Here is a 21,931-nt window from a genome sequence, read left to right on the forward strand (position 1 = left end):
CGATCATGTGACCCGTCTCGCCGCGTACGCCACCGTCTCGGCCGCTCTGGCGCGCCTGCGCGACGAGGAGCTGGCTGACCTGGTGGAACGGGCCGAGCCGGCCGGTTCGGGCATCGGCGGGCCGACCGCGTCGCTGGACGTGGAGGGCACGCGCGTGTTCGTGAAGCGTCTGCCGCTGACCGACCTGGAGCTGCGCAACCCCGGTTCGACGGCGAACCTCCACGACCTGCCCGTGCACGCGCACTACGGCGTCGGGTTGATCGGTGCGGCGGGTTTCGGCGCGTGGCGTGAGGTCGCGGTGCACGAGATGACCACCGGCTGGGTGCTGGACGGCTCGTACGACGGCTTCCCGCTGACGTACCACTGGCGCGTCCTGCCACACCCGGACCAGACGTTGCCCGCGGAGCTGGACCAGGCCGTCGACTACTGGGGACCGGAGGTCGCACCTCGCATCGAGGACCTGCGCACGGCCACGTCGAGCATCGCGGTGTTCGTGGAGCACCTGCCGCACGACCTGCACGACTGGCTGAACGCGTGCGACGATCTCGAAAGTGCCTGCGAGATGGTCGAACGGGAGCTGGCGGCCGGGGTGGAGTTCATGAACTCCCGGGGCCTGCTGCACTTCGACGGCCACTTCCGGAACGTCCTGACCGACGGCTCGCGCCTGTACTTCGCCGACTACGGCCTCGCGATCTCCTCGGCGTTCGAGCTGGACGAGGAGGAGATCGCGTTCTTCGCCGAGCACCGGGACTACGACCGCCACTACACCGTCACGCACCTGGTGATGTGGTTCGCGTACGCGTTGCGGGCCGAAGGGGTTCCGCCGCGCGTCGCCGAGGTCCTGCACCGGCACAACGACGTCGCCGCGGTCATGAAGGACTTCTACCGCCGGTTCCAGCACGAGTCGCGGTGTGCGCGGTACCCGTTCAGATCCGTTCGATGATCGTGCCGGTGGCCAGCGCGCCGCCCGCGCACATCGTGATCAACGCGGTGGAGGCGTCCCGGCGTTCCAGTTCGTGCAGCGCGGTCGTGATCAACCGCGTGCCGGTGCTGCCGACGGGGTGGCCGAGGGCGATCGCGCCGCCGTTGACGTTGACCCGGTCCAGGTTCGGCCGGTGCACCGACGCCCACGACAGCACGACGGACGCGAACGCCTCGTTGACCTCGAACAGGTCGATGTCGGCCATCTTCATGCCGCTGCGCTGGAGCAGCCGCGCGGTGGCGTCGACCGGGCCGTCCAGGTGGTAGTAGGGGTCCGAGCCGATCAGGCACTGGGTGACGATCCGTGCTCGGGGCTTCAGCCCGTGGGCTTGGGCGAACTCCTCGCTCACGACCATCACGGCCGAGGCGCCGTCCGAGATCTGCGATGACGTTCCGGCGGTGTGCACGCCGTCGGGGACGACGGGCTTGAGCGCCGCGAGTGCTTCGAGGCTGGTCTCCCTGAGCCCCTGGTCGGTGTCCACGAGTTCCTCGCCGACCTTCACCGGCACGACCTCGGCGGTGAACCGGCCCTCCGTCCACGCGGTGCGCGCCCGGTTCTGCGACTGCACCCCGAACCGGTCGACCTCCTCGCGCCCGATGCCGCGGCGCTCGGCGATCCGTTCGGCCGCCACGAACTGGTTGGGCAGGTCGATGGCCCACGACTCGGGGCGCGGCATGCCGGTCTCGCCGACGTTGGCGCGCAACGGCACCCGGCTCATCGCCTCGACCCCGCACGCGATGCCGGCGTCGATCGCCCCGGCCGCGATCAGCCCGGCGATCAGGTGCGTCGACTGCTGCGCCGACCCGCACTGGGCGTCGACGGTCATGCAGCCCGTGGTCTGCGGCAGGCCCGCGTGCAGCCAGGCGGTTCTGGTGATGTTGTTCGACTGCTCGCCCGCCTGGGTGACCGTGCCGCCGATGGCCTGTTCGATCGTGGACGGATCGACGCCGGTCCTGTCAAGAAGTCCTCGCTGCGCCGCACCGAGGAGTTCGGCGGCGTGCAGGCCGGACAGCCACCCGTTCCTCCTGCCGATGGGCGTGCGCACCGCTCCCACGATCACCGGACTGCCCACGCGAGCCTCCTCAAAACTAGAACACGTTCCTGCCTGGCTCCAGATTGGCCGTGTGGGGGCTTCAGCACAAGCCGCAAGCGTGTTTGAATCGGATAGAACGCGTTCCACCTAGGAGGTGCCTGTGGGCAAGCCCCGCATCCCGGAAGGCTTCGACTTCACCGACCCCGACATGTACGCGAGTCGGTTGCCGTTCGAGGAGTTCGCCGAACTGCGCCGCACCGCGCCGATCTGGTGGAACTCGATCCCCCAGGGGTCGGCGGGGTTCCCCGACGACGGCTTCTGGGTGGTGACGAAGCACCGGGACGTCAAGGAGGTCTCGCGCAACAGCGAGCTGTTCTCCAGCCGCGAGAACACGGCGATCATCCGGTTCAAGGAGGACATGCCGCGCGACAACATCGAGATGCAGCGGCTGCTGCTGCTGAACATGGATCCGCCCACGCACACCAAGCAGCGTGCGATCGTCTCGCGCGGGTTCACGCCCCGTGCCGTCAACTCGCTGCGCGAGGCGCTGGCGTCGCGGGCCGAGCGGATCGTCGCCGAGGCGTTGGAGAAGGGCAGCGGGGACTTCGTGTCGGACGTCGCCTGCGAGTTGCCGTTGCAGGCGATCGCGGAGCTGATCGGGATCCCGCAGGACGACCGGCGCAAGATCTTCGACTGGTCGAACCAGATGATCGCCTACGACGACCCCGAGTTCGAGATCGAGCCGCTGACCGCGGCCACCGAGCTGCTCGGGTACTCGTGGACGATGGCGGAGGACCGGCGGAAGTGCCCGCGCCAGGACATCGTCACCAAACTCGTGCAGGCGGACGTGGACGGGGCCGGGCTGGCTTCCGAGGAGTTCGGGTTCTTCGTGCTGTTGCTGGCGGTGGCCGGCAACGAGACGACTCGGAACGCGATCACCCACGGGATGAAGGCGTTCTTCGACCACCCCGAGCAGTGGGAGCTGTTCAAGGCCGAGCGGCCGGCCACCGCCGGGGACGAGATCGTCCGGTGGGCCACGCCGGTGGTGTCGTTCCAGCGCACGGCGATGGCGGACACCGAGCTGGGCGGCGTGGAGATCAAGCAGGGGCAACGGATCGGGATGTTCTACTCGTCGGCCAACTTCGACGAAGAGGTGTTCGAGGCGCCGGAGAGCTTCGACATCACCCGGGACCCGAACCCGCACCTCGGGTTCGGGGGGAGTGGTGCGCACTTCTGCATCGGGGCGAACCTGGCCCGGTTGGAGATCGACCTGATCTTCAACGCCATCGCCGACGCCATGCCGAACATCAAGCAGGTGGCCGAGCCGCGGCGGCTGCGGTCGGGGTGGCTCAACGGGATCAAGGAGTTCCGCGTCCAGTACGCGTGAGAGACGGCTGAGGGCCCCTCCGGTGTCGCGGAGGGGCCCTCAGCCGTCCGTGCCCTGTTACGATTCGACGCGCAGAGTCGCCATCGCTCGTTCCGTCTCCCAGAACGCCCGCACCGACTTGATCAGCCCGTCCTCGCCCACGTTGTAGACGAACACGCCCTCGGTGTCGACGCGGGCGCTGCCGGGCAGGAACGCGCTGATCGTCCCCACGTTCGCACACTCGCTGCCGGCCGCGAACGAGTCGTGGATCGCGAACTCGAACCGCTCCACGTTGGCGATCGCGAGGTCCCAGAACGCCGCGATCGCCTCCTTGCCGTGGTGGCCCTTGCCCTCGGTGTCGAACATCGACGGCCCCACCGGGTCCTCGACGACGGCGTCCTCGGCGAACAGGGCGAGCCACTCGTCCTTCCTGCCGCTCGACACGGCCTCCATGGAACGCCAGGACGCCACCCGTGCCGGGGTTTCGGTCTTGGACGCCGTCCAAGTCACGGCTGCTGCGGTCACGCGAACTCTCCGATCACCTCGTCGGCGAAGCGCCGAAGTCCGTCCTTCTTGGCCTGGAGGGAGCCGTCGAAGCCGACGCCGTAGAACAGCCACGGCACGACGATCGTGTCGGTCACGCCGACCTCGGCCAGTTGCTTGTAGCCGTCGAGGCCGAAGCGGTCGATGCAGACGGCCTGGATCTCGAACGGCCGCTCGAACGCCCCCCGGTCGTCGAGCGTCGCGATGACCGACTTGAGCTCCTCGAACTTGATCATCGCCGAGGTCCAGCCGTCACCCACGCGGGCCGCGCGCTTCAGGGCCGCCGGGCTGTGGCCGCCCACGTAGAACGGAACGGGAGAGGTGGGGGCCGGGGACATCTGCAGGCGGTCGAAGTCGAAGTAGTCGCCGTGGTACTCGACCATGCCGCCGGCCAGGACCAGCTTGAGGACGTCGATCATCTCGTCCACGCGGGGGCCGCGGTTCTTGAACGGGACGCCGCACCACTCGAACTCCTCGGGGGACCAGCCGAGGCCCACGCCGAAGCCGAAGCGGTTGCCCGTCAGGTGGGCCACGGAGCCGACCTGGCGGGCCAGCAGCAGTGGGTTGCGGGAACCCAGCTTCAACACCTGTGTGTAGAAGTGGATCCGGGACGTCACGGCGCCCATCGCCGCGGCCGCCACGAACGGGTCCACCCACGGGGTGTCGGCGTTCCACATCCGGGAGCCGTCCGGGGTGTACGGGTAGTCGGCGGAGACCTTCTCGGAGAAGAAGAGGGAGTCCGGGAGGGCGATGGACGCATAGCCGCACTCCTCGGCGCACTGGGCCAGCTCGGTCAGTTGGTCGAGCGGGCTCATGGCGATGCCTACGGTGAACTTCACGGCTTCTCCGATCCGACTACCCACATGGCGAAGAACTGCGAGCCGCCGCCGTAGGCGTGGCCCAGTGCTACTCGTGCGCCGTCCACCTGGTGGTCTCCCGCGGTGCCCATGACCTGCATGGCCGCCTCGGCGAACCTCAGCAACCCGGAGGCGCCGATCGGATTGGACGACAGGACACCGCCGCTCGGGTTCACCGGGAGGCGGCCGCCGAGAGCGGTCTCGCCCGCCTCGGTGAGCTTCCAGCCCTGGCCGACGTCGGTGAAACCGAGGTTCTCCAGCCACATCGGTTCGAACCAGGAGAACGGCACGTAGATCTCGGCCGCGTCCACTTCGGACAGCGGGTCGGTGATGCCCGCCTGCTTCCACAGGGCGCGGGCGGCGTCCTGGCCCGCCTGCGGGTTGACCTGGTCGCGGCCGGCGAACGTGGTGGGCTCGGTGCGCATCGCGGTGGCACGGATCCAGGCGGCCCTGCCCGAGGTGGGTTCGGCGGAGATCACCACCGCGCAGGCGCCGTCGGAGGACGGGCACGTCTCGTCGTAGCGGATCGGGTCCCACAGCATGGTGGAGGCCTGGACGGACTCGACGGTGATGTCCGGTTGTTTGAGGTGCGCGTACGGGTTGAGAGCGCCGTTGCGGCGGTCCTTGGCGGCGACCATCGCGCCCACGTGTTCGGGGGCGCCGGCACGGCGGATGTAGGAACGCACGTGCGGGGCGAAGTAGCCACCCGCGCCCGCGTGCACCGGCATGGTGAACGGGGTGGGCACGGACAGCGCCCACATGGCGTTCGACTCGGACTGCTTCTCGAACGCCACGGCGAGCACCCGGTCGTGGACGCCGGACTGGACCAGGGACGCGGCCACGTTGCCGGTGCTGCCACCCACCGAGCCGGCGGTGTGCACGCGCAGCAACGGTTTGCCGACGGCGCCCAGGGCGTCGGCCAGGAACAGCTCGGGCATCATGACGCCCTCGAACAGGTCCGGTGCCTTGCCGAGGACCACGGCGTCGATGTCGGGCCAGTCGACGTTCGCGTCGGCCATCGCCCGGTCGATCGCCTCGCGGCACAGGCCCGCCATCGACACGTCGAGGCGCTTGGCCGCGTGGTGCGTCTGGCCGGTGCCGACCACTGCTGCCGGTCGCATCACGCACGCCCTTCCATGACACAGACGAGGTTCTGCTGGAGCAACGGGCCGCTGGTCGCGTGGCCCAGGACCTTGGAAGCCGAGCCGTCGTGGACGCGGCGGGCGGCCTCGCCGATGCGGGCGAGACCGGCGGAGAACATCGGGTTGCCCGCGAGGACGCCGCCGGACGGGTTCACGCTCACGTCGTCGCCGAGGCCCAGTGCCTGGCGGAGCAGGATCTCCTGGTGGGTGAACGGCGCGTGCAACTCGGCGACCTGGACGCCGTCCACCCCGGCCGCCTTGCCCGCCGCCACGGCGGAAGGAGACGTCGTCAGGTCGCGGGTGCCGAAGGACGGCGAGTCGGTGCGGTGCTGGAAACCCGTGATCCACGCCGGTCGCTCGCACAGCTCTCGCGCGCGGTCCCCGGCGGCCAGCACGATCGTCGCGGCGCCGTCGGTGATCGGGGCGCAGTCGTGGCGCCGCAACGGGTCCGCGACGTACGGCGACGCGAGGAGCTCGTCGGCCCCGACCTCGCCCGAGAGCTGGGCCAGCGGGTTCGAGAGGGCGTTGCGGCGGCTTCGGGCGGCCACGGAGGCCATCGCGCGTTCGTCCCACAGGCCGTTCTCGATGCCCATTCGCGCCTGGATGCCGGCGAGCCCGAGCGTGTCCGGCCACAGTGGAGTGACGAGGTACGGGTCGAGCTGCATCGCCATCACGCGGCGGAGCTGGCCCGCGGAGGACTTGCCGAAGCCGTAGACGAGGGCGGTGTCGACCTCGCCGCAGAGCAGCTTGACCCACGCCTCGTAGAGCGCCCACGCGGCGTCCATCTCGACGTGCGACTCGGCGATCGGCGGGAACGCCCCGATCGCGTCGACCGCGGAGACGAACGAGAACGCGCGGCCCGCCAGGTAGTCCGACGAGCCCGAGCACCAGAACCCGATGTCGGTCTTGGTGAGCCCGAGGCCGCCGAGCACCTCGTGGAAGATCGGGACCAGCATCTCGACACCGTTGGTGGTGCCGTCGGTCTCGCGCACGCAGGGCGTCTGCGCGAAGCCGACTACCGCAATGTCACGCACGCGAGCCTCACAGGTGCTGGGAGTAGGAGTCGAACGGCGCGTCCGGCTCACCGGACGGCCTGAAGTGGTCGATGTTCTGCATGGTCGGGCCCCACTCCTCGCGCGGCTTCCACACGGCCTCGACGCGCATGCCCATCCGCACGTCCTCCGGCGCGACGCCGAGCAGCAGGTGCAGGAACGGGATGTCCGCGCCGTCGAGCAACACGTACGCCGAGACGTACGGAGGCGGGATGCGCTGACCCAGGAACGGGACGTTGACCACGCAGTACGTCGTGATCGTGCCGTGGTCGGCGAGCTCGACCTGGTCCGTCGTCGGCACGCCGTCGGTCGGGCACGCCGGGCGCGGCGGGAAGTAGACCTTCTCGCAGGACGGGCAGCGCTGGCCGAGCAGCCTGCCCTCCATGAGACCGCGCAGGAACGGGTCCTCGGTCGGCGATGCCGAGTGCGTGTAGTGCAGGTTGACCGGGGTGGTCACCATCGTGACGTCGTCGGCCGCCACGGGCTCGTCAGCGGGTTCGTCGGAGATCTCGAAGCACTCGATGTCGGTGATGGCGCCGACGCGTTCCGCACGCCATCGCACCCGCACGCGTGCGCCGGTGGAGATCTGGTCCGGCGTGCCGGCGTCGACGGCGTGCAGCAGCGAGGTGTCCGCGCCGTCGAGCTGGATGAGCGCCCACGCGAACGGCCGGTCGAGCGGCTGTCCCTCGAGGGGCTCGGGAATCCACGACCACCCGCGCACGACACCGGTCGCCGCCACGTCCACGAACTCGTGGAGGCTTTCGGCGGTCACGGGGTCGTACTCGAGCGGCGGCACGTGCACGCGCCCGTCCGAGCCGCGGATCCCGGTCACCCTGCGGCGGCGCAGATCCGAGAGGAACCGGCCCAGCGTCGGGCCGAGGGAGCGCGTGTAGTCGAAGCCAACGTCGAGTGGAGCACTCAGCGGCCGAGTCACAGATCAAAGTGAAACAGGTTCTCGAAATGGTGGCAAGATGGCTGCATGAAGCTCGGTCTGCAGCTCGGGTACTGGGGTGCTCAGCCGCCCCTGAACGCCGCTGAACTCGTGGCGGCGGCGGAGGAATTCGGCTTCGACGCGGTGTTCGCCGCCGAGGCGTGGGGCTCGGACGCGTTCACCCCGTTGGCGTGGTGGGGATCCGAGACGACGAGGGTGCGGCTCGGGACGTCCGTCGTGCAGATGTCGGCACGCACGCCGGCCGCCTGCGCCATGCACGCGCTGACGCTCGACCACCTCTCCGGCGGGCGGTTCGTCCTCGGGCTCGGCGTGTCCGGGCCGCAGGTCGTGGAGGGCTGGTACGGGCGGCCGTTCGCGAAACCCCTTGCCAGGACCAGGGAGTACGTGTCGATCCTGCGGCAGGTCATGGCACGCGAGGCTCCCGTCCGCAACGACGGGCCGCACCACCCGTTGCCCTACCAGGGGCCGGGGGCGCTGGGGCTGGGCAAGCCGTTGAAGCCCATCACCCACCCGCTGCGCGCTGACCTGCCCATCTGGCTCGGCGCGGAGGGGCCGAAGAACGTCGCGCTGACGTCGGAGATCGCGGACGGGTGGCTCGCGATCTATTACGCGCCAAGGCTCGCGGACATGTACAACGAGTGGCTGGACGAGGGCTTCGCGAAGTCCGGTCGGAGCAGGCAGAACTTCGAGGTCGCGGCCACGTGTCAGGTCGTCGTGACGGACGATCCGGCGTCGGTGCGGGCGATGCTGAAGCCGTTCGTCGCTTTGTACATCGGCGGAATGGGCGCGCCCGGGATGAACTTCCACGCCGAGGTGTTCACGCGCATGGGCTACGGCGAGGTCGTCGAGGACATCGGCAGGCTCTTCCAGGCCGGGCGCAAGGACGAGGCCGCGCGGGTGGTTCCGGACGAGTTGGTGGCCGAGATCAGCATCGTCGGGAACGCCGAGCACGTCCGCGAGGAGGTCCGCCGGTGGGAGAAGGCGGGGGTCACGACGCTGCTCGTCGGATGCCGCGACGTTGCCTCGATCAAGGCCTTGTCGGAGGCTTGTCAGTAGGTGAAACGCGTTCTACTTTGAGGGTGTGGTCACAGGACTCTGGAACATCGCCGCCGATCAGCCGGACCTGACCGCGCTGGTCGATCCGAGTGGTCGCGAGATCACCTACTCCGAGCTCGCGGGCGCCGCGAACCGCTACGGGCGCGGGTTCCGGGCCCTGGGCCTGCACCCTGGCGACAGCATCGTGCTGATGCTGCCCAACAGCGCCGAACTGGTGGCGGTGTACTTCGCCGCCTACCAGACCGGCCTCTACGTCGTGATGGCCAACTGGCACCTGACCGGCGCCGAGGTCGCTTACCTCGTGCAGGACAGCGGTGCCCAGGCCGTCGTGGCCCACGAACGGTTCGCGGCGGCCGCCGTGGAGGCGGCCGCGAGCCTTCCCGCGCAGGCCCGGTTCGCGGTCGGGGAGATCGACGGGTTCACCCCGCTCGCCGAGCTCGGGGACGACGGCGAGGGCAGGCCGGAGGGGCGCACCACCGGGTCGCCGATGCTCTACACCTCCGGCACGACCGGACGGCCGAAGGGCGTGCGCAGGCCGTTGACCGGCGCCGACCCCGACACCGTGCCGCCGAGCGCCGCCTGGTTCTTCGGCATCTTCGGGATCAAGCCGCACGACGGGCACGTGCACCTGTGCGGGTCACCGCTCTACCACACGGCCGTGCTGAACTTCGTGACCATCTCGATCCAGCTGGGCCACACCGCGGTGCTGATGGACCACTGGGCGCCCGAGGAGATGCTGCGGCTGATCGAACGGCACAAGGTCACCCACAGCCACATGGTGCCGACCCAGTTCCACCGGCTGCTGGCGCTGCCGGACGACGTCAAGGCGCGCTACGACATGTCGTCGTTGCGGGCGATGATCCACGGCGCGGCTCCGTGCCCGATCGAGGTCAAGCGCCGCATGCTCGACTGGTGGGGACCGGTCGTGGTCGAGTACTACGCGGCCACCGAGGGCGGCGGCACCGCGATCACCGCGACGGAATGGCTGCGGAAACCCGGATCCGTCGGGCTGCCGTGGCCGACGTCGGAGATCAAGATCCTCGGCGAGGACGGCACCGAGCTGCCGGTGGGCGAGCAGGGGCTCGTCTACATGCGGATGGGCGACTCGACGTTCGAGTACCACAAGGACTCCGAGAAGACCCGCGCCGCGCGCGTCGGCAAGCTGTTCACGTTGCAGGACATCGGGTACCTCGACGAGGACGGCTACCTGTTCCTGTGCGACCGCAAGAACGACATGATCATCTCCGGCGGCGTGAACATCTACCCGGCCGAGATCGAGGGCGAGCTGATCTGCCACCCGAAGGTCGCGGACGTGGCGGTGTTCGGTGTGCCGCACCCCGACTGGGGCGAGGCGATCAAGGCGGTGGTGCAGCCGGCGGACGGCGTCGTCGGGGACGACGCGCTGACCGAGGAGCTGCTGGAGTTCGCGGGGACGAGGCTCGCGAAGTTCAAGCTGCCGCGGACCGTCGAGTACCTGGCCGAGCTGCCGCGCGACCCGAACGGCAAGCTGTACAAGCGGAAGCTGCGCCATGCGTGACGCGATCAGGATGTCGGCCGCCGAGGTCGAGGAGTTCCTGCGCGGGCAGAAGACGCTGATCGTCGCCACCATCGGCCGGAACGGGCTGCCGCACCTCGCCCCGATGTGGTTCGCGTGGGTGGACGGCGAGATCGTGTTCTGCACGGACCGCAAGTCGCAGAAGATCCTGAACCTGCGGCGGGATCCGCGCTGCAGCGTGCTGGCCGAGGCGGGGGAGACCTACGACCAGCTGCGCGGCGTGCACATGGAGGGCGTCACCGAGTTCACCGACCTCGGCCCGGTCGTGGACGCCGTGGTGGCGCGCAACTTCGGCGAGGTGGGCGACGACCCCCAGGCGCGTGCAGCGTTGAAGAAGGCGATGGCGCGGCGGGCCGCCGTGATCTTCCGCCCGACCAAGACCGCCAGCTGGGACCACCGGAAGACGATGTCGGGAGTGACACCGTGACCCTGAACCGCCGTCAGGTGCTCGCCGGAGCCGGGCTCGCGCTGGCTTCGGGACTGGTCAAAACCGGGACGGCGTCGGCCGACCTGGGAGAGTTCGACGTCGTGGTGGTCGGGGCCGGTGCGGCGGGCATGACCGCCGCGCTGACCGCCGCCCAACGCGGCCTGAGCTGCGTGGTCGTGGAGAAGGCGCCGACGTACGGCGGCTCCGCGGCCCGGTCCGGCGCGGGCATCTGGATCCCGAACAACGAGGTGATCCTCGCCGCCGGCATCCCCGACACGCCCGCCAAGGCCGCGCAGTACCTGGCGGCCGTCGTCGGCGACATCCCGTTGGCGCGCCAGCAGGCGTACCTGGCCCACGGTCCGCAGATGATCTCGTTCGTGATGCGCAACAGCCCGCTGCGCTTCCGGCACATGGACGGCTACAGCGACTACTACCCGGAGCTCCCCGGCGGCATCGCGAGGGGCCGTTCGATCGAACCCGAGGTGCTCGACGGCCGCGTCCTCGGCGCCGAACTGGCGAACCTCAACGCCCCGTACCTGACCCCGCCCGCCGGCCTGGTGATCTACGGCGCCGACTACAAGTGGCTCGCGTTGGCCCTGGTGAACGCGAAGGGTGCGGCGACGGCCGCGGCGGCGCTGGCCAGGGGGACCGCGGCGGCGTTGGCGGGCCAGAAACCGTTGACGATGGGCCAGGCCCTGGCGGGAGGTCTGCGGGCGGGACTCCTGCAGTCGAACGTCCCGGTCTGGCTGAACACCGGTCTCGAGGACCTGGTCGTGCAGAACGGCGCGGTGCGCGGGGTCGTGACGTCCCGCGGGGTCGTGCGCGCCCGCCGCGGTGTGATCATGGGCTCCGGCGGCTTCGAGCACAACGCGGCCATGCGCGCCCAGTACCAGCGCCAGCCGATCGGTACACAGTGGACGGTGGGCGCGCGCGAGAACACCGGTGACGGCCACCGCGCCGGACTGCGCGCGGGCGCCGCGGTCGACCTGATGGACGACGCCTGGTGGGGCCCGGCCATCCCGACGCCCGGCTCACCGTACTTCTGCCTCGCCGAACGCACCCTCCCCGGCGGCCTGATGATCAACGCCGCGGGCAGGCGCTTCGTGAACGAGGCCGGCCCCTACAGCGACGTCGTGCACGTCATGTACGACGAGAACCCGACGGACCCCTGCATCCCCGCCTGGCTCATCGTCGACCAGAACTACCGCAACAGGTACCTGTTCGCCGACGTGGCACCGGCCCTGCCGTTGCCGGAGGGCTGGTACCAGTCCGGTGCCGTGGTGAAGAACTGGTCTTTGGACGGCCTCGCCGCGGCCATCGGCGTGCCGGGCGCGAACCTGAAGTCGACCGTGAGCCGCTTCAACGGCCAGGCCGTGACCGGCCGCGACGCCGACTTCCACCGCGGCGACAGCGCCTACGACCACTACTACACCGATCCGGCCGTCTTCCCGAACTCGTGCCTCGCCCCGCTGTGGCTGGCGCCGTTCTACGCGTTCAAGATCGTGCCCGGCGACCTGGGCACCAAGGGCGGGCTCGTCACCGACGCGCGGGCACGGGTGCTGCGGCCGGACGGCTCGGTGATCCCCGGGCTGTACGCGGCGGGCAACGTGAGCTCGGCCGTCATGGGCCGCAGCTACGCGGGCGCGGGCTCGACGATCGGCCCCGCCATGACGTTCGGGTACATCGCGGCCAACGACGTCTAGGAACACCGGCAGAGCGCGGGTACGTCGGCGAACCGCACCTGCTCGGTGATCTGCACGAACGGCCAGCCACCGGTCTCCGCGAGCAGGAGATCGGTGGTCGTGCTGTCGCCCGCGACCAGGCACACGGTCCGGCCGTCCGTCAGCGCCGTCCTGACCGCGTCGGTGAACCCCGGCGTGCCTTTGGGGTGCCCGACCTCACCCGACACGAACACCCGCGCGAACCGGTCCGCGAGGCCGGACAGCCGGATCTTGGCGCGCTGCAACGACCGGCAGCCGTCCGTGGCGAGCCACAGCTCGTGCCGTTCGGCCAGGGAGTCCAAAGCGGACTCGACGCCGGGGAACGGCCGCACCAGGGCTTGGCGCAGCCGCCGGAACGCCGACGCGGCGGTGTGAGCGTCGGCCGCGCTCCCCAGATCGGCCAACGCCAGTCGCCACGCCCGCACGTCGTTGCCCACCAACGCCTCGACGACCTCGGGCGGCATCGGCAGTTCGTGGAAGTCGGCCCACAACGCTTCCCAGGAGGCGACCCGTTCGACCTCGCGGTGCGTGGCGGTCCGGTTCTCGCGCCACTCCCGGCGAGCCGCGGCCAGCACGACGTCGACCGCCTGCTCGGTGGCCGGGATCGAGAGCTCACCGAGCACGGCGGCGATGGCGGCACGGGCCGCCGCGCCGTCCGGGATCAGGCAGTCGTCGAGGTCGATGATGACAACGGAACTCACCAGGCGATGCTAACGACCTTTGAACTCCGGCTTGCGCTTCTCCGCGAACGCCCGCGGTCCCTCCTTGGCGTCCTCGCTGGAGAACACCTCCATGCCGAGCCGGGCGTCCACTGTGAACGCCTCGTTCTCGTGCATCACCTCGGTCTCCCGCATGGTCTGCAGGATCTTCTGCACCGCGATCGGTCCGTTGGCCGTGATCAACGCGGCCAGCTCCAGCGCTTTGTCGAGCGCCTGACCGTCCGGCACCACGTGCCCGATCAGCCCGATCTCCTTGGCCTCGGCGGCCCGGATGTGCCGCCCGGTCAGCAGGAGGTCCGCCGCCACGGTGTACGGGATCTGCCGGGGCAACCGGACCGCCGAGCCGCCCAGGGGGAACAGGCCCCAGCGCGCCTCGGACACGCCGAACCGCGCGCTTTCGCCCGCCACCCGGATGTCCGTCGCCTGCAGGATCTCCGTGCCGCCGGCGACCGCCGGGCCTTCCACCGCGGCGATGAGCGGTTTCGTCAATCGACGACCTTTGAGCAGTGGTTCGATGACGGAGAAGTCGAACTTGCCGGCGTTCTCGCTGGGGTGGTTGGACGTCATGGCCTTGAGGTCGGCGCCCGCGCAGAACGAGCCGCCCGCGCCGGTCAGCACGCACACGCGGACGTCCGGATCGGTGTCGACGCGGTCCCACGCGTCCTTCATGATGGCCAACATGGGGCCGGACAAGGCGTTGCGGACCTCGGGCCGGTTCATCGTGACCACCAGGACGTTGCCGACCAGGTCCACCAACGCGTGTGGTTCTGTCGTGGTCGTCATTCGCGCGCCTCCTGGATCGAGTCTGACCGCACGGGGGATTGTCCCGAACAGTAACACGTTCTACTTTGCCTGCTATGGCCCTCAACGTCGCAGACCTCGTTGAACACGCCGCCGACACCGTGCCCGACCGGACCGCGCTCGTGTGCGGGTCCAAGAGGGTCACCTACGCCGAACTCGAGGAGCGAGCCAACAAACTGGCTCACCACCTGGCAAAGAACGGCGTGACGCAGGGTTCGCACGTGGGCCTCTACGCGCGCAACTCGATCGAACTGGTCGAAGCCATGATCGCGGTCTACAAGCTGCGGGCCGTGGCCATCAACGTGAACTACCGCTACACCAAGAACGAGTTGCAATACCTCTTCGGGGAAGCGGATCTGACCGCCCTCGTACACGAACGGCGGTACTCGCCACTCGTCGCGGAGGTCGGGGCGCCCGGCCACACCGTCGTGATCGACGACGAGACCGAGGAACCCTTCGAGGGCGCGGACTACGAGACCGCGCTCAGCGACGAATCGGGTGATCGCGACTTCGCCCCGCGCAGTCCCGACGACCTCTACATCCTCTTCACCGGCGGCACGACGGGCATGCCCAAGGGCGTGATGTGGCGGCACGAGGACGTGTGGCGCACGCTCGGCGGCGGCATCGACTTCGTCACCGGCGAACGGCTCGCCGACGAGTGGCAGCAGGCCAGGGCGGGCAAGGACTACGGGCTCATCCGGCTGTGCCTGCCGCCGCTGATCCACGGCGCGGCGCAGTGGGCCGTGCTGGGCGCGTTGTTCAGCGGCAGCACGGTGGTGCTGGTGCCCAAGTTCGACCCCGCCGAGATCTGGCAGGTGATCGAACGGGAAAAGGTTCAGGTCGCGGTCATCACCGGCGACGCGATGGGCCGGCCGTTGATCGAGGAGTTCCAGCGGGGCACGTACGACGCCTCGTCGCTCTACATCCTCAACAGCAGCGCCGCGCTCTTCTCCTACACGGTGAAGAAGCAGTACCACGAACACCTGCCGCACACGACGTTGCTGGAGTCCATCGGGTCGAGCGAGACCGGGTCGACCGGCATCGGCGCGGTGCCCAAGGAGATGGTCAAGACCGACGGCACCAAGGTGAAGCTCAACGACGACACCATCGTCATCGACGAGGACGGCAACAAGCTGGAGCCGTTGCCCGGTGTCATCGGCAAGCTCGCGCGTGGCGGGCACATCCCGATCGGCTACTACAAGGACCCCGAGAAGACCGCGCGGATGTTCGTGGAGGTCGACGGCAGGCGGTTCACCGTGCCCGGCGACTTCGCCCGGTTCGAGGAGGACGGCGACATCACGTTGCTGGGACGCGGCAACACGTGCGTCAACACCGGCGGCGAGAAGGTGTTCCCGGAAGAGGTCGAGGGCGTGCTGAAGTCCCACCCGGACGTCTTCGACGCGCTCGTCATCGGCATCCCGGACGACACGCTCGGCCAACGGGTCGGTGCGATCGTCGCACCCCGCGAGGGCGCGACCCCGACTTTGTCCGAACTGGACGCTCACGTCCGCGAGTCGCTCGCGGGCTACAAGGTGCCGCGCTCGCTGTGGCTCGTGCCCGAGATCGGCCGCACCCCGAGCGGCAAACCCGACTACCAGTGGGCGCAGCGCCACGTGGAGGACCATGCGCACCAGCCTGTGTGACCAGCTGGGCATCGAGCACCCCGTCTTCGGCTTCACGCCGTCCGAGCACGTGGCGGCGGCGATCAGCAGGGCCGGCGGGCTCGGTGTCCTCGGGTGCGTGCGGTTCAACGACGCGGAGGACCTCGACCGCGCGTTGACGTGGATGGACGAGAACACCGACGGCAAGCCGTACGGCGTCGACATCGTCATGCCGGCGAAGATCCCGGCCGAGGGTACGCAGATCGACCTCGCCGGGCTCATCCCGCAGAGCCACAAGGACTTCGTGGCGCAGACGTTGCTGAAGCTCGGTGTGCCCCCGCTGCCCGACGGAGAGGGCGGTGAGGGCGTGCTCGGCTGGCTGCACTCGGTCGCGCGGTCGCACGTGGACGTCGCCCTCGAACACCCGATCAGGCTCATCGCGAACGCCCTGGGTTCACCGCCCACCGACGTCATCGAACGCGTGCACGCGGCAGGCGTTCCGGTGGCCGCGCTGGCGGGCAAGGCCGAGCACGCGCGACGGCACGTGGCCAACGGCGTCGACATCGTGGTGGCACAGGGTTACGAGGCGGGCGGCCACACGGGTGAGGTCGCGACGATGGTGCTCGTGCCGGAGATCGTCGACGCCGTCGACGTCCCGGTGCTGGCCGCCGGGGGCATCGGCTCTGGCCGGCAGGCGGCTGCGGCACTGGCGCTCGGCGCGTCCGGCGTGTGGATGGGTTCGTACTGGCTCACCACGGCCGAGTACGCCCTGGGCAACTCCAGCACGCAGGAGGCGTTGCTCGCCGCCGGGTCGAGCGACACCGTCCGCACCCGCGTCTACACCGGCAAACCGGCGCGGCTGCTCAAGACCCGCTGGACCGAGGCGTGGACCGCGGCGGACGCCCCCGACCCGTTGCCGATGCCGTTGCAGAACCTGCTCGTCAGCGAGGCGCACCACCGGATCGCGCGGTCCGGCGACCCGTCGGTGGTGTCGATGCCGGTCGGGCAGATCGTCGGGCGGATGAACGAGGTGCGGCCGGTCGCCGAGGTGATGGCGGACCTGCTGGCCGAGTACGCCCGGACCGTCGGGAGGCTCACGGGACTCGTGTGATGCCCGACCCCTTGACCTGGCGACGCGGCGGGTTAGGGTGTGCGTCGGATACATCCGTTCTGGGGGGAACACATGAAGCGCGTCGTTCTGCCATGCCTTGTCGTGCTCGCGTCGCTCGTCGCCGCGCCGCAGGCCTCGGCGGCCGCCTGTCAGTACACCAAGCAGGACCTGCCCGTGCCTGCCGGAGTGGGTGACGTCTTCCTCAACGGCGGAAGCGCGAACAACAGCCGGATCGTCGGTCAGGCGCAGGCGGGGTCGTACACCCAGACCCTCTACTGGGCGAACGGCACCCTGCGGCAACTGCCGCCGGCCGCGCCCGACGCGAGCACCTACGGGTTCGACGTCAACAACACGGGTGTCATCGCCGGCTTCGTGGTGGACTCGGTGAACGGGATCCCGGCGACGACGCGGGCGTTCCGCTACGAGAACGGCGCGTACGAGTTCCTGGAGACCGACGCGGGCAAGGACTCGGCCGCGCGAGCGGTCAACCAGGCGGGTGACGTCGCCGGTCTGCACGGCGGCGACCTCTACCTGTGGCCGCGCGGGGGTGCCAGGAAGCTGATCGCCGCCCAGAGCGGCCAGGTGATGGGCATCTCCGACGACGGCAAGATCGTGGCCAGGTCGTCGTCGGGGATCAAGGTGTTCGACGTCGGCGGTGGCCCGGTGGTGACCATCCCCGGTGGTGGGATCGGCACGGCGGTCATGGACAACGACAGGGTGTTCCTGGTCGCTCGAGCGTCCTCGGGCGAGCTGGTGACCTCGGAGTACGACCTCAACGGGGTGAAGGTCGCCGAGCACCCCGTCAACGGCAGGACGTTCGGGCGCAACGGCAGCGGCACGGTGTGGGGCACCTACTCGCAGCCCGACGCCACGCGGACCCACGCCCTGTGGCGCAGCACGGGCCGCACCGACGTGGTCGCGGACCCGATGCCGCTCGAGAGCGTCTACTCCGACATCACCGACGCCGCGACGCTGATCGGCACCCACCGCACGGACCAGGGCGTCCGCCCAGCGCGCTGGCTCTGGGTCTGCAGCTGATCCTGCTCGCTCTCCGGGGGCTGCGGCGACCACGCCGCGGCCCCCGGTTCGCGGTCGGTCCACACACTGGGGAGCTCGCGTGAAACGTCGTTCCGCCATCGCCGGTCTGCTCGGGGCGCTCGTCCTCGCGTCGGCCGTCGCCACGCCGCAGGCCGCGGCCGCCGCCTGCCGGTACGTTCGCCAGGACCTGCCGCTCCCGGCCGGGGTGACGTCCGCGGAGACCAGGGGGAGCAGCACCGACAACAGCCGCATCGTGGGTTCGTACGCCAATCGCGGTCTGGTGTGGACGAACAGCGCGCTGCGCGTGATGGCACCGCCGGCGTCGCCCTCCGGCACCGTTCGGCCGAGCGCGGTCACCAACACCGGCGTCGTCGCCGGCACGCAGGAGATCCCGCTCGGCGGCGGCGGGTACGACAGCCGCGCGTTCCGCTACGAGAACAACGCCTACCAGCTGCTCGCGGTCGAACCGGGCGAGCAGTCGGCGGGCCACGCGATCAACGACGGCGGTGACGTCCTCGGCGTCGTGTGGCAGACGGCGACTCCCGCCACCCGCACCGTGGTGATGTGGCCGCGCACCGGGCCGCGCAGGTCGTTCGGTGCCGGCGAGGCGGTCGGCATCGACGCCCAGCGCCGGATCCTGATGTCCGCGCCGAGTCCCGGTCAGGCGGGCTGGATCGTCGACGGCAACACCGGCGTGAAGACGACGCTGCCCGACGCGCGCACGCCGATGGTGCTCGACAACGGCCGGGTGCTGCACTTCGAGTTCGGCCCCGCCGGCACCCGGATCGTCGAGCTCGGCCTCACCGGCACGCGGCTCGCGACCCACGACGGCGGCGTGAACGTGTTCGGCCGCAACAACAGCGGCACGGTCTTCGGCACGTACGGCATCCCGCAGCCGAGTCTGTGGCGCCCGAGCGGCCGGACGGACGCGTTGCTGGACAAGACGTTCGACCCGCGCTTCCACGCCGACGTCACCGATGCGGCGACCCTGATCGGCACCTACCGCGAGGCCGACGACAGCACGCACCCGGCCCGCTGGGTCTGGATCTGCAGTTGAGGAACAGAGGAACGATGAGACAGAGACGAGTGCTGGCCGGTCTGGTCGGCGTGCTGACCGCCGTGTCGGTCGTGGCGGCACCGCAGGCCTCGGCCGCCGGGTGCGTGTACAACCGCGTGGACCTGCCGCTGCCCGCGGGCGTCACCAGCGCGCACACGGAAGGCAGCAGCGCCAACAACAGCCGGATCGTCGGTGCGTACCGGGACCCGAACGTCACCAAGGCCGCGCTCTGGGTGAACAGCACCCTGCGCGTGCTGCCCCCGGCCGTGTCGCCGTTCTACGACGTCTTCCCGGAAGACGTCAACAACACGAGCGTCGTGGTCGGCAGCCAGGAATGGCGTGCCTCGGACCGCACGGCGACCCAGGCGTTCCGCTTCGAGAACAACGCCTACCAGTTCCTGTACACCGCGCTGGACGAGAACTCCAGGGGGCAGTACGTGAACGAGGCGGGCGACGTCGTCGGCACCGTCTGGAAGCGGGCGAACCCCACCGAGCGCACCGTCGTGATGTGGCCGCGCGAGGGCGGGCGCAGGTCCTTCGGCCTGGGGCAGGCGAGCGGCCTCAGCGGCCGGAAGATCGTCAAGTACGACGAGGCGAATTCGAAGTCGCTGATCGTCGACGCCGACACGGGCGCCACCGTCGAGCTGCCCGGTGGACGGCCTCCGGCGGTCGTCGACGGCGGACGGGTGCTGACCTACCGGTGGGTCGACCAGGTCGTCGGCGGTGAGATCGCCGAGTGGGACCTCAACGGCGTCGAGGTCGCCATTCACCGGGGTGGTTACCAGCCGTACGGCCGGAACAACAGCGGCACGGTGTTCGGCGTGCTCGAGCCGATGCTCGGCAGCACCCCGAGCCTGTGGAGGCCGTCCGGCCGCACCGCCGTGGTGGCCGACAAGCTGCCGATCGCCCACTACTACGGTGACGTGACCGACGCGGCGACGCTGATCGGCACCTACAACGGCGAAGCGGACCAGCTGCGTCCGGCGCGGTGGCTGTGGGTGTGCAGCTGATGCGATCGACGAACGCGCTCGCGGGACTGCTGGCGGCGCTCGTGGCGGCTTCGGCCTTCGCGGCACCGCAGGCGGTCGCCGCAGCCTGCCAGTACACGATCCAGGACCTCCCGTTGCCGCCGGTCCTCCCGATGAGGGCGGAGACCACCGGCAGCAGCACCAACAACAGCCGCATCGTCGGAGTCCGCACCGACAGCATGAACAAGCTGGGTTTGTTGTGGGTGAACAGCACGCTGCGCGAGATGCCCCAGGTCCCGCTCGTCGACGTCATCCCGGCGGCGGTCAACAACGTCAGCGTCGTCGCGGGCAGCCAGGAGTCCCGGCCGGACGGCGGATCCGTCGTCTCCCGGGCGTTCCGCTACGAGGCCGGCGTCTACACGATCCTGCAGACCGAGCCGGGCGAGCAGTCGTCGGCGCTCGGCATCAACGACGCGGGTGACGTCGTCGGGCTCGTGCGGACGAGTTCCACCGAAGCGGTCGCGGTGTGGCCGCGCACCGGAACGCGCAAGCTCTTCGGCGCGGGCTACCCGCGCGGCATCGACGCCCAGCGCAGGGTCGCGGTGTCGGCGCCGGGGCCCGGTCAGTCGGGCTGGGTCCTCGACACCGACACGGGCACGAGGACCGAACTGCCCGGCTCCCGGGCACCGATGGTGTTCGACAACGGCCGCGTGCTCGCGTTCGAGGGTGGCCCGCTCAACGACCCGGACCTCCCGTACGGGATCGGTGAGTGGGACCTGACGGGGGTGAAGGTCGCCAAGCACCTCGGCGGGCTCGCCCCGTACGGCCGCAACGGCAGCGGCACGGTGTTCGGCCGGTACACCACGTCGGCGCCGAGCCTGTGGCGCCCGAGCGGCCGGACCGACGTGGTCGCCGAGCACCTGCCGCAGCACGGCTACTACTCGGACATCACCGACGCGGCGACGTTGATCGGCACGTACGAGAACGCCGACCGGCAGATGCGCCCGGCCCGGTGGCTGTGGGTCTGCAGCTGATCACATCGCGGCGCTGAGCTTGAGGAGCTGGGCGGTCGCCCCGCCCAGCTCGAACTCGGTGCGCTTGGCCGCGGTGAAGTAGCGGTGCACGTCGTGGCTCATGTCGATGCCGGTGCCGCCGTGGACGTGCACGGTCGTGTGCGCCACGCGGTGCCCGGCGTCGGCGGCCCAGAACTTCGCCGTGGCCACCTCGGCGTCGGCGTCGAGGCCCTCGGACAGGCGCCAGGCGGCCTGCCAGAGCGTGAGCCGGATCGCGGCGACGTCGATGTAGGCGTCGGCCAGTCTTTGGGCCACCGCCTGGAAACTGCCGATCGGGCGTTCGAACTGCACGCGTGTCCGGGCGTACTCCGCCGTCAGTTCCAACGCGCGTTCGGTGATGCCGAGCTGGAGCGCGCACAGGCCGACCGTGTAGCGGGTGATCAGCCAGTCGGGGTGCAGGCCGGGCACGACCTCGCCGCCGGAGCAGGCGAAGGTGCCGGCCTGCGAGCCGTCGACGAGTTCCTGGGACGTGATCTCCAGGTCGTCGGCGGCGGCGAGGAAGACCTGATCTCCTCGTGCGACGAGGAAAGCCGCCGCCTCCTCGGCGAAAGGGACCGTGGTCAGCACGCCGCCGGCCTCCTGCAACGCCACGGACAGCACGGTTCCCGGGGTCAGCCAGCGGTCGCGTTGCGCAGGGGTGCCGAACTCGACGAGCGCGCCCGCCGCGACCATCGTCGGCAGGTAGGGGACCGGGGAGACCGCGCGCCCCAGTTCGACCAGCACCGCGCACTGTTCCAGGACGCCGAACTCGTCGGGCTGCTCCGGTACGACACCGGACTTGACCAGGTCGGGCCAGGGCGTGTCGGACGAGTCGATGATCTTGCGGGTCAGCGCGGCCAGTTCGCGCTGGGCCTCGGTCGGGGTGAAGTCCACGGAA

General features: G+C 70.1%; 21 protein-coding genes. 12 read left to right on the forward strand and 9 right to left on the reverse strand.

Annotated features, from left to right (window positions below; genetic code table 11):
- Positions 1-7 precede the first annotated feature (7 nt).
- The gene (locus QSK25_RS05615; RefSeq protein ID WP_285633992.1) at positions 8-943 is read left to right on the forward strand and encodes a protein kinase family protein; all 936 of its coding nucleotides are present in this window, start codon (positions 8-10) and stop codon (positions 941-943) included.
- Here QSK25_RS05615 and QSK25_RS05620 read toward each other — a convergent pair.
- Positions 927-2,054: a steroid 3-ketoacyl-CoA thiolase gene (locus QSK25_RS05620; protein ID WP_285633995.1), complete on the reverse strand. Its 1,128-nt coding sequence runs from the start codon at positions 2,052-2,054 to the stop codon at positions 927-929. The two genes, QSK25_RS05615 and QSK25_RS05620, sit on opposite strands and share 17 nt — an antisense overlap.
- Positions 2,055-2,175: 121 nt before the next feature.
- Here QSK25_RS05620 and QSK25_RS05625 point away from each other — a divergent pair, with 121 nt between their 5' ends.
- Complete coding sequence (locus tag QSK25_RS05625; RefSeq protein WP_285633998.1) at positions 2,176-3,402, forward strand: cytochrome P450; 1,227 nt, start codon at positions 2,176-2,178, stop codon at positions 3,400-3,402.
- A 57-nt stretch (positions 3,403-3,459) separates the two neighbouring features.
- On the opposite strand, the gene QSK25_RS05630 is transcribed toward QSK25_RS05625, so the two are convergent.
- From QSK25_RS05630 to QSK25_RS05650, 5 genes are read right to left on the reverse strand one after another with little or no spacing between them, the layout of a single operon-like run.
- Complete coding sequence (locus QSK25_RS05630; RefSeq protein WP_285634000.1) at positions 3,460-3,906, reverse strand: nuclear transport factor 2 family protein; 447 nt, start codon at positions 3,904-3,906, stop codon at positions 3,460-3,462.
- Positions 3,903-4,763, reverse strand: a complete 861-nt coding sequence (locus tag QSK25_RS05635) for a TIGR03619 family F420-dependent LLM class oxidoreductase (RefSeq protein WP_285634002.1) — start codon at positions 4,761-4,763, stop codon at positions 3,903-3,905. Before QSK25_RS05635 ends, QSK25_RS05630 begins: the two co-directional genes overlap by 4 nt.
- Positions 4,760-5,902 carry a thiolase family protein gene (locus QSK25_RS05640; RefSeq protein WP_285634005.1) on the reverse strand — a complete coding sequence of 381 codons (1,143 nt, stop codon included), beginning with the start codon at positions 5,900-5,902 and terminating at the stop codon, positions 4,760-4,762. The genes QSK25_RS05635 and QSK25_RS05640 overlap by 4 nt, the downstream gene beginning before the upstream one ends.
- Positions 5,902-6,957 carry a thiolase family protein gene (locus QSK25_RS05645; RefSeq protein ID WP_285634008.1) on the reverse strand — a complete coding sequence of 352 codons (1,056 nt, stop codon included), beginning with the start codon at positions 6,955-6,957 and terminating at the stop codon, positions 5,902-5,904. The genes QSK25_RS05640 and QSK25_RS05645 overlap by 1 nt, the downstream gene beginning before the upstream one ends.
- 7 nt (positions 6,958-6,964) lie before the next feature.
- A complete protein-coding gene (locus QSK25_RS05650) occupies positions 6,965-7,909 on the reverse strand; it encodes a Zn-ribbon domain-containing OB-fold protein (protein WP_285634011.1) in 945 nt (314 codons plus the stop codon).
- A gap of 45 nt (positions 7,910-7,954) precedes the next feature.
- Between QSK25_RS05650 and QSK25_RS05655 the strand changes: the two genes are divergently transcribed.
- Genes QSK25_RS05655 through kstD form a run of 4 tightly spaced genes read left to right on the forward strand, consistent with a single transcriptional unit; the run spans position 7,955 to position 12,668 of the window.
- Positions 7,955-8,983, forward strand: a complete 1,029-nt coding sequence (locus QSK25_RS05655; RefSeq protein WP_285634014.1) for an LLM class F420-dependent oxidoreductase — start codon at positions 7,955-7,957, stop codon at positions 8,981-8,983.
- 25 nt (positions 8,984-9,008) lie between these two features.
- Positions 9,009-10,520 carry an acyl-CoA synthetase gene (locus QSK25_RS05660; protein ID WP_285634016.1) on the forward strand — a complete coding sequence of 504 codons (1,512 nt, stop codon included), beginning with the start codon at positions 9,009-9,011 and terminating at the stop codon, positions 10,518-10,520.
- On the forward strand, positions 10,513-10,965 hold the full coding sequence (locus QSK25_RS05665; RefSeq protein WP_285634019.1) for a pyridoxamine 5'-phosphate oxidase family protein: 453 nt from the start codon (positions 10,513-10,515) through the stop codon (positions 10,963-10,965). The genes QSK25_RS05660 and QSK25_RS05665 overlap by 8 nt, the downstream gene beginning before the upstream one ends.
- Entirely contained in the window at positions 10,962-12,668 is a 1,707-nt protein-coding gene (kstD, locus tag QSK25_RS05670) for a 3-oxosteroid 1-dehydrogenase (RefSeq protein WP_285634024.1), read from the forward strand. The genes QSK25_RS05665 and kstD overlap by 4 nt, the downstream gene beginning before the upstream one ends.
- Here the strand turns inward: kstD and QSK25_RS05675 are convergent.
- Both QSK25_RS05675 and QSK25_RS05680 read right to left on the reverse strand, forming a co-directional pair.
- Complete coding sequence (locus QSK25_RS05675) at positions 12,665-13,387, reverse strand: HAD family hydrolase (RefSeq protein ID WP_285634030.1); 723 nt, start codon at positions 13,385-13,387, stop codon at positions 12,665-12,667. The genes kstD and QSK25_RS05675 overlap by 4 nt on opposite strands.
- 9 nt (positions 13,388-13,396) lie before the next feature.
- Positions 13,397-14,188, reverse strand: a complete 792-nt coding sequence (locus QSK25_RS05680) for a crotonase/enoyl-CoA hydratase family protein (RefSeq protein ID WP_285634033.1) — start codon at positions 14,186-14,188, stop codon at positions 13,397-13,399.
- A gap of 74 nt (positions 14,189-14,262) precedes the next feature.
- Here QSK25_RS05680 and QSK25_RS05685 point away from each other — a divergent pair, with 74 nt between their 5' ends.
- The 6 genes from QSK25_RS05685 to QSK25_RS05710 all read left to right on the forward strand — a co-directional run bounded on the left by QSK25_RS05685 (position 14,263) and on the right by QSK25_RS05710 (position 21,015).
- Complete coding sequence (locus tag QSK25_RS05685; protein WP_285634036.1) at positions 14,263-15,849, forward strand: acyl-CoA synthetase; 1,587 nt, start codon at positions 14,263-14,265, stop codon at positions 15,847-15,849.
- Positions 15,830-16,918: an NAD(P)H-dependent flavin oxidoreductase gene (locus QSK25_RS05690; RefSeq protein WP_285634039.1), complete on the forward strand. Its 1,089-nt coding sequence runs from the start codon at positions 15,830-15,832 to the stop codon at positions 16,916-16,918. The genes QSK25_RS05685 and QSK25_RS05690 overlap by 20 nt, the downstream gene beginning before the upstream one ends.
- A 72-nt stretch (positions 16,919-16,990) precedes the next feature.
- Positions 16,991-17,956, forward strand: a complete 966-nt coding sequence (locus tag QSK25_RS05695; RefSeq protein ID WP_285634042.1) for a hypothetical protein — start codon at positions 16,991-16,993, stop codon at positions 17,954-17,956.
- 79 nt (positions 17,957-18,035) lie between these two features.
- Positions 18,036-19,013, forward strand: a complete 978-nt coding sequence (locus QSK25_RS05700) for a hypothetical protein (protein WP_285634045.1) — start codon at positions 18,036-18,038, stop codon at positions 19,011-19,013.
- Positions 19,014-19,027: 14 nt separating this feature from the next.
- A complete protein-coding gene (locus tag QSK25_RS05705) occupies positions 19,028-20,023 on the forward strand; it encodes a hypothetical protein (RefSeq protein WP_285634048.1) in 996 nt (331 codons plus the stop codon).
- Positions 20,023-21,015, forward strand: a complete 993-nt coding sequence (locus QSK25_RS05710) for a hypothetical protein (RefSeq protein WP_285634051.1) — start codon at positions 20,023-20,025, stop codon at positions 21,013-21,015. Before QSK25_RS05705 ends, QSK25_RS05710 begins: the two co-directional genes overlap by 1 nt.
- On the opposite strand, the gene QSK25_RS05715 is transcribed toward QSK25_RS05710, so the two are convergent.
- Complete coding sequence (locus tag QSK25_RS05715; protein WP_285634054.1) at positions 21,016-21,927, reverse strand: acyl-CoA dehydrogenase family protein; 912 nt, start codon at positions 21,925-21,927, stop codon at positions 21,016-21,018.
- Between the last annotated feature and the right edge of the window lie 4 nt (positions 21,928-21,931).

Origin of the sequence: Lentzea sp. NBRC 102530, from assembly GCF_030269365.1 — a bacterium.
GTDB lineage: Bacteria > Actinomycetota > Actinomycetes > Mycobacteriales > Pseudonocardiaceae > Lentzea.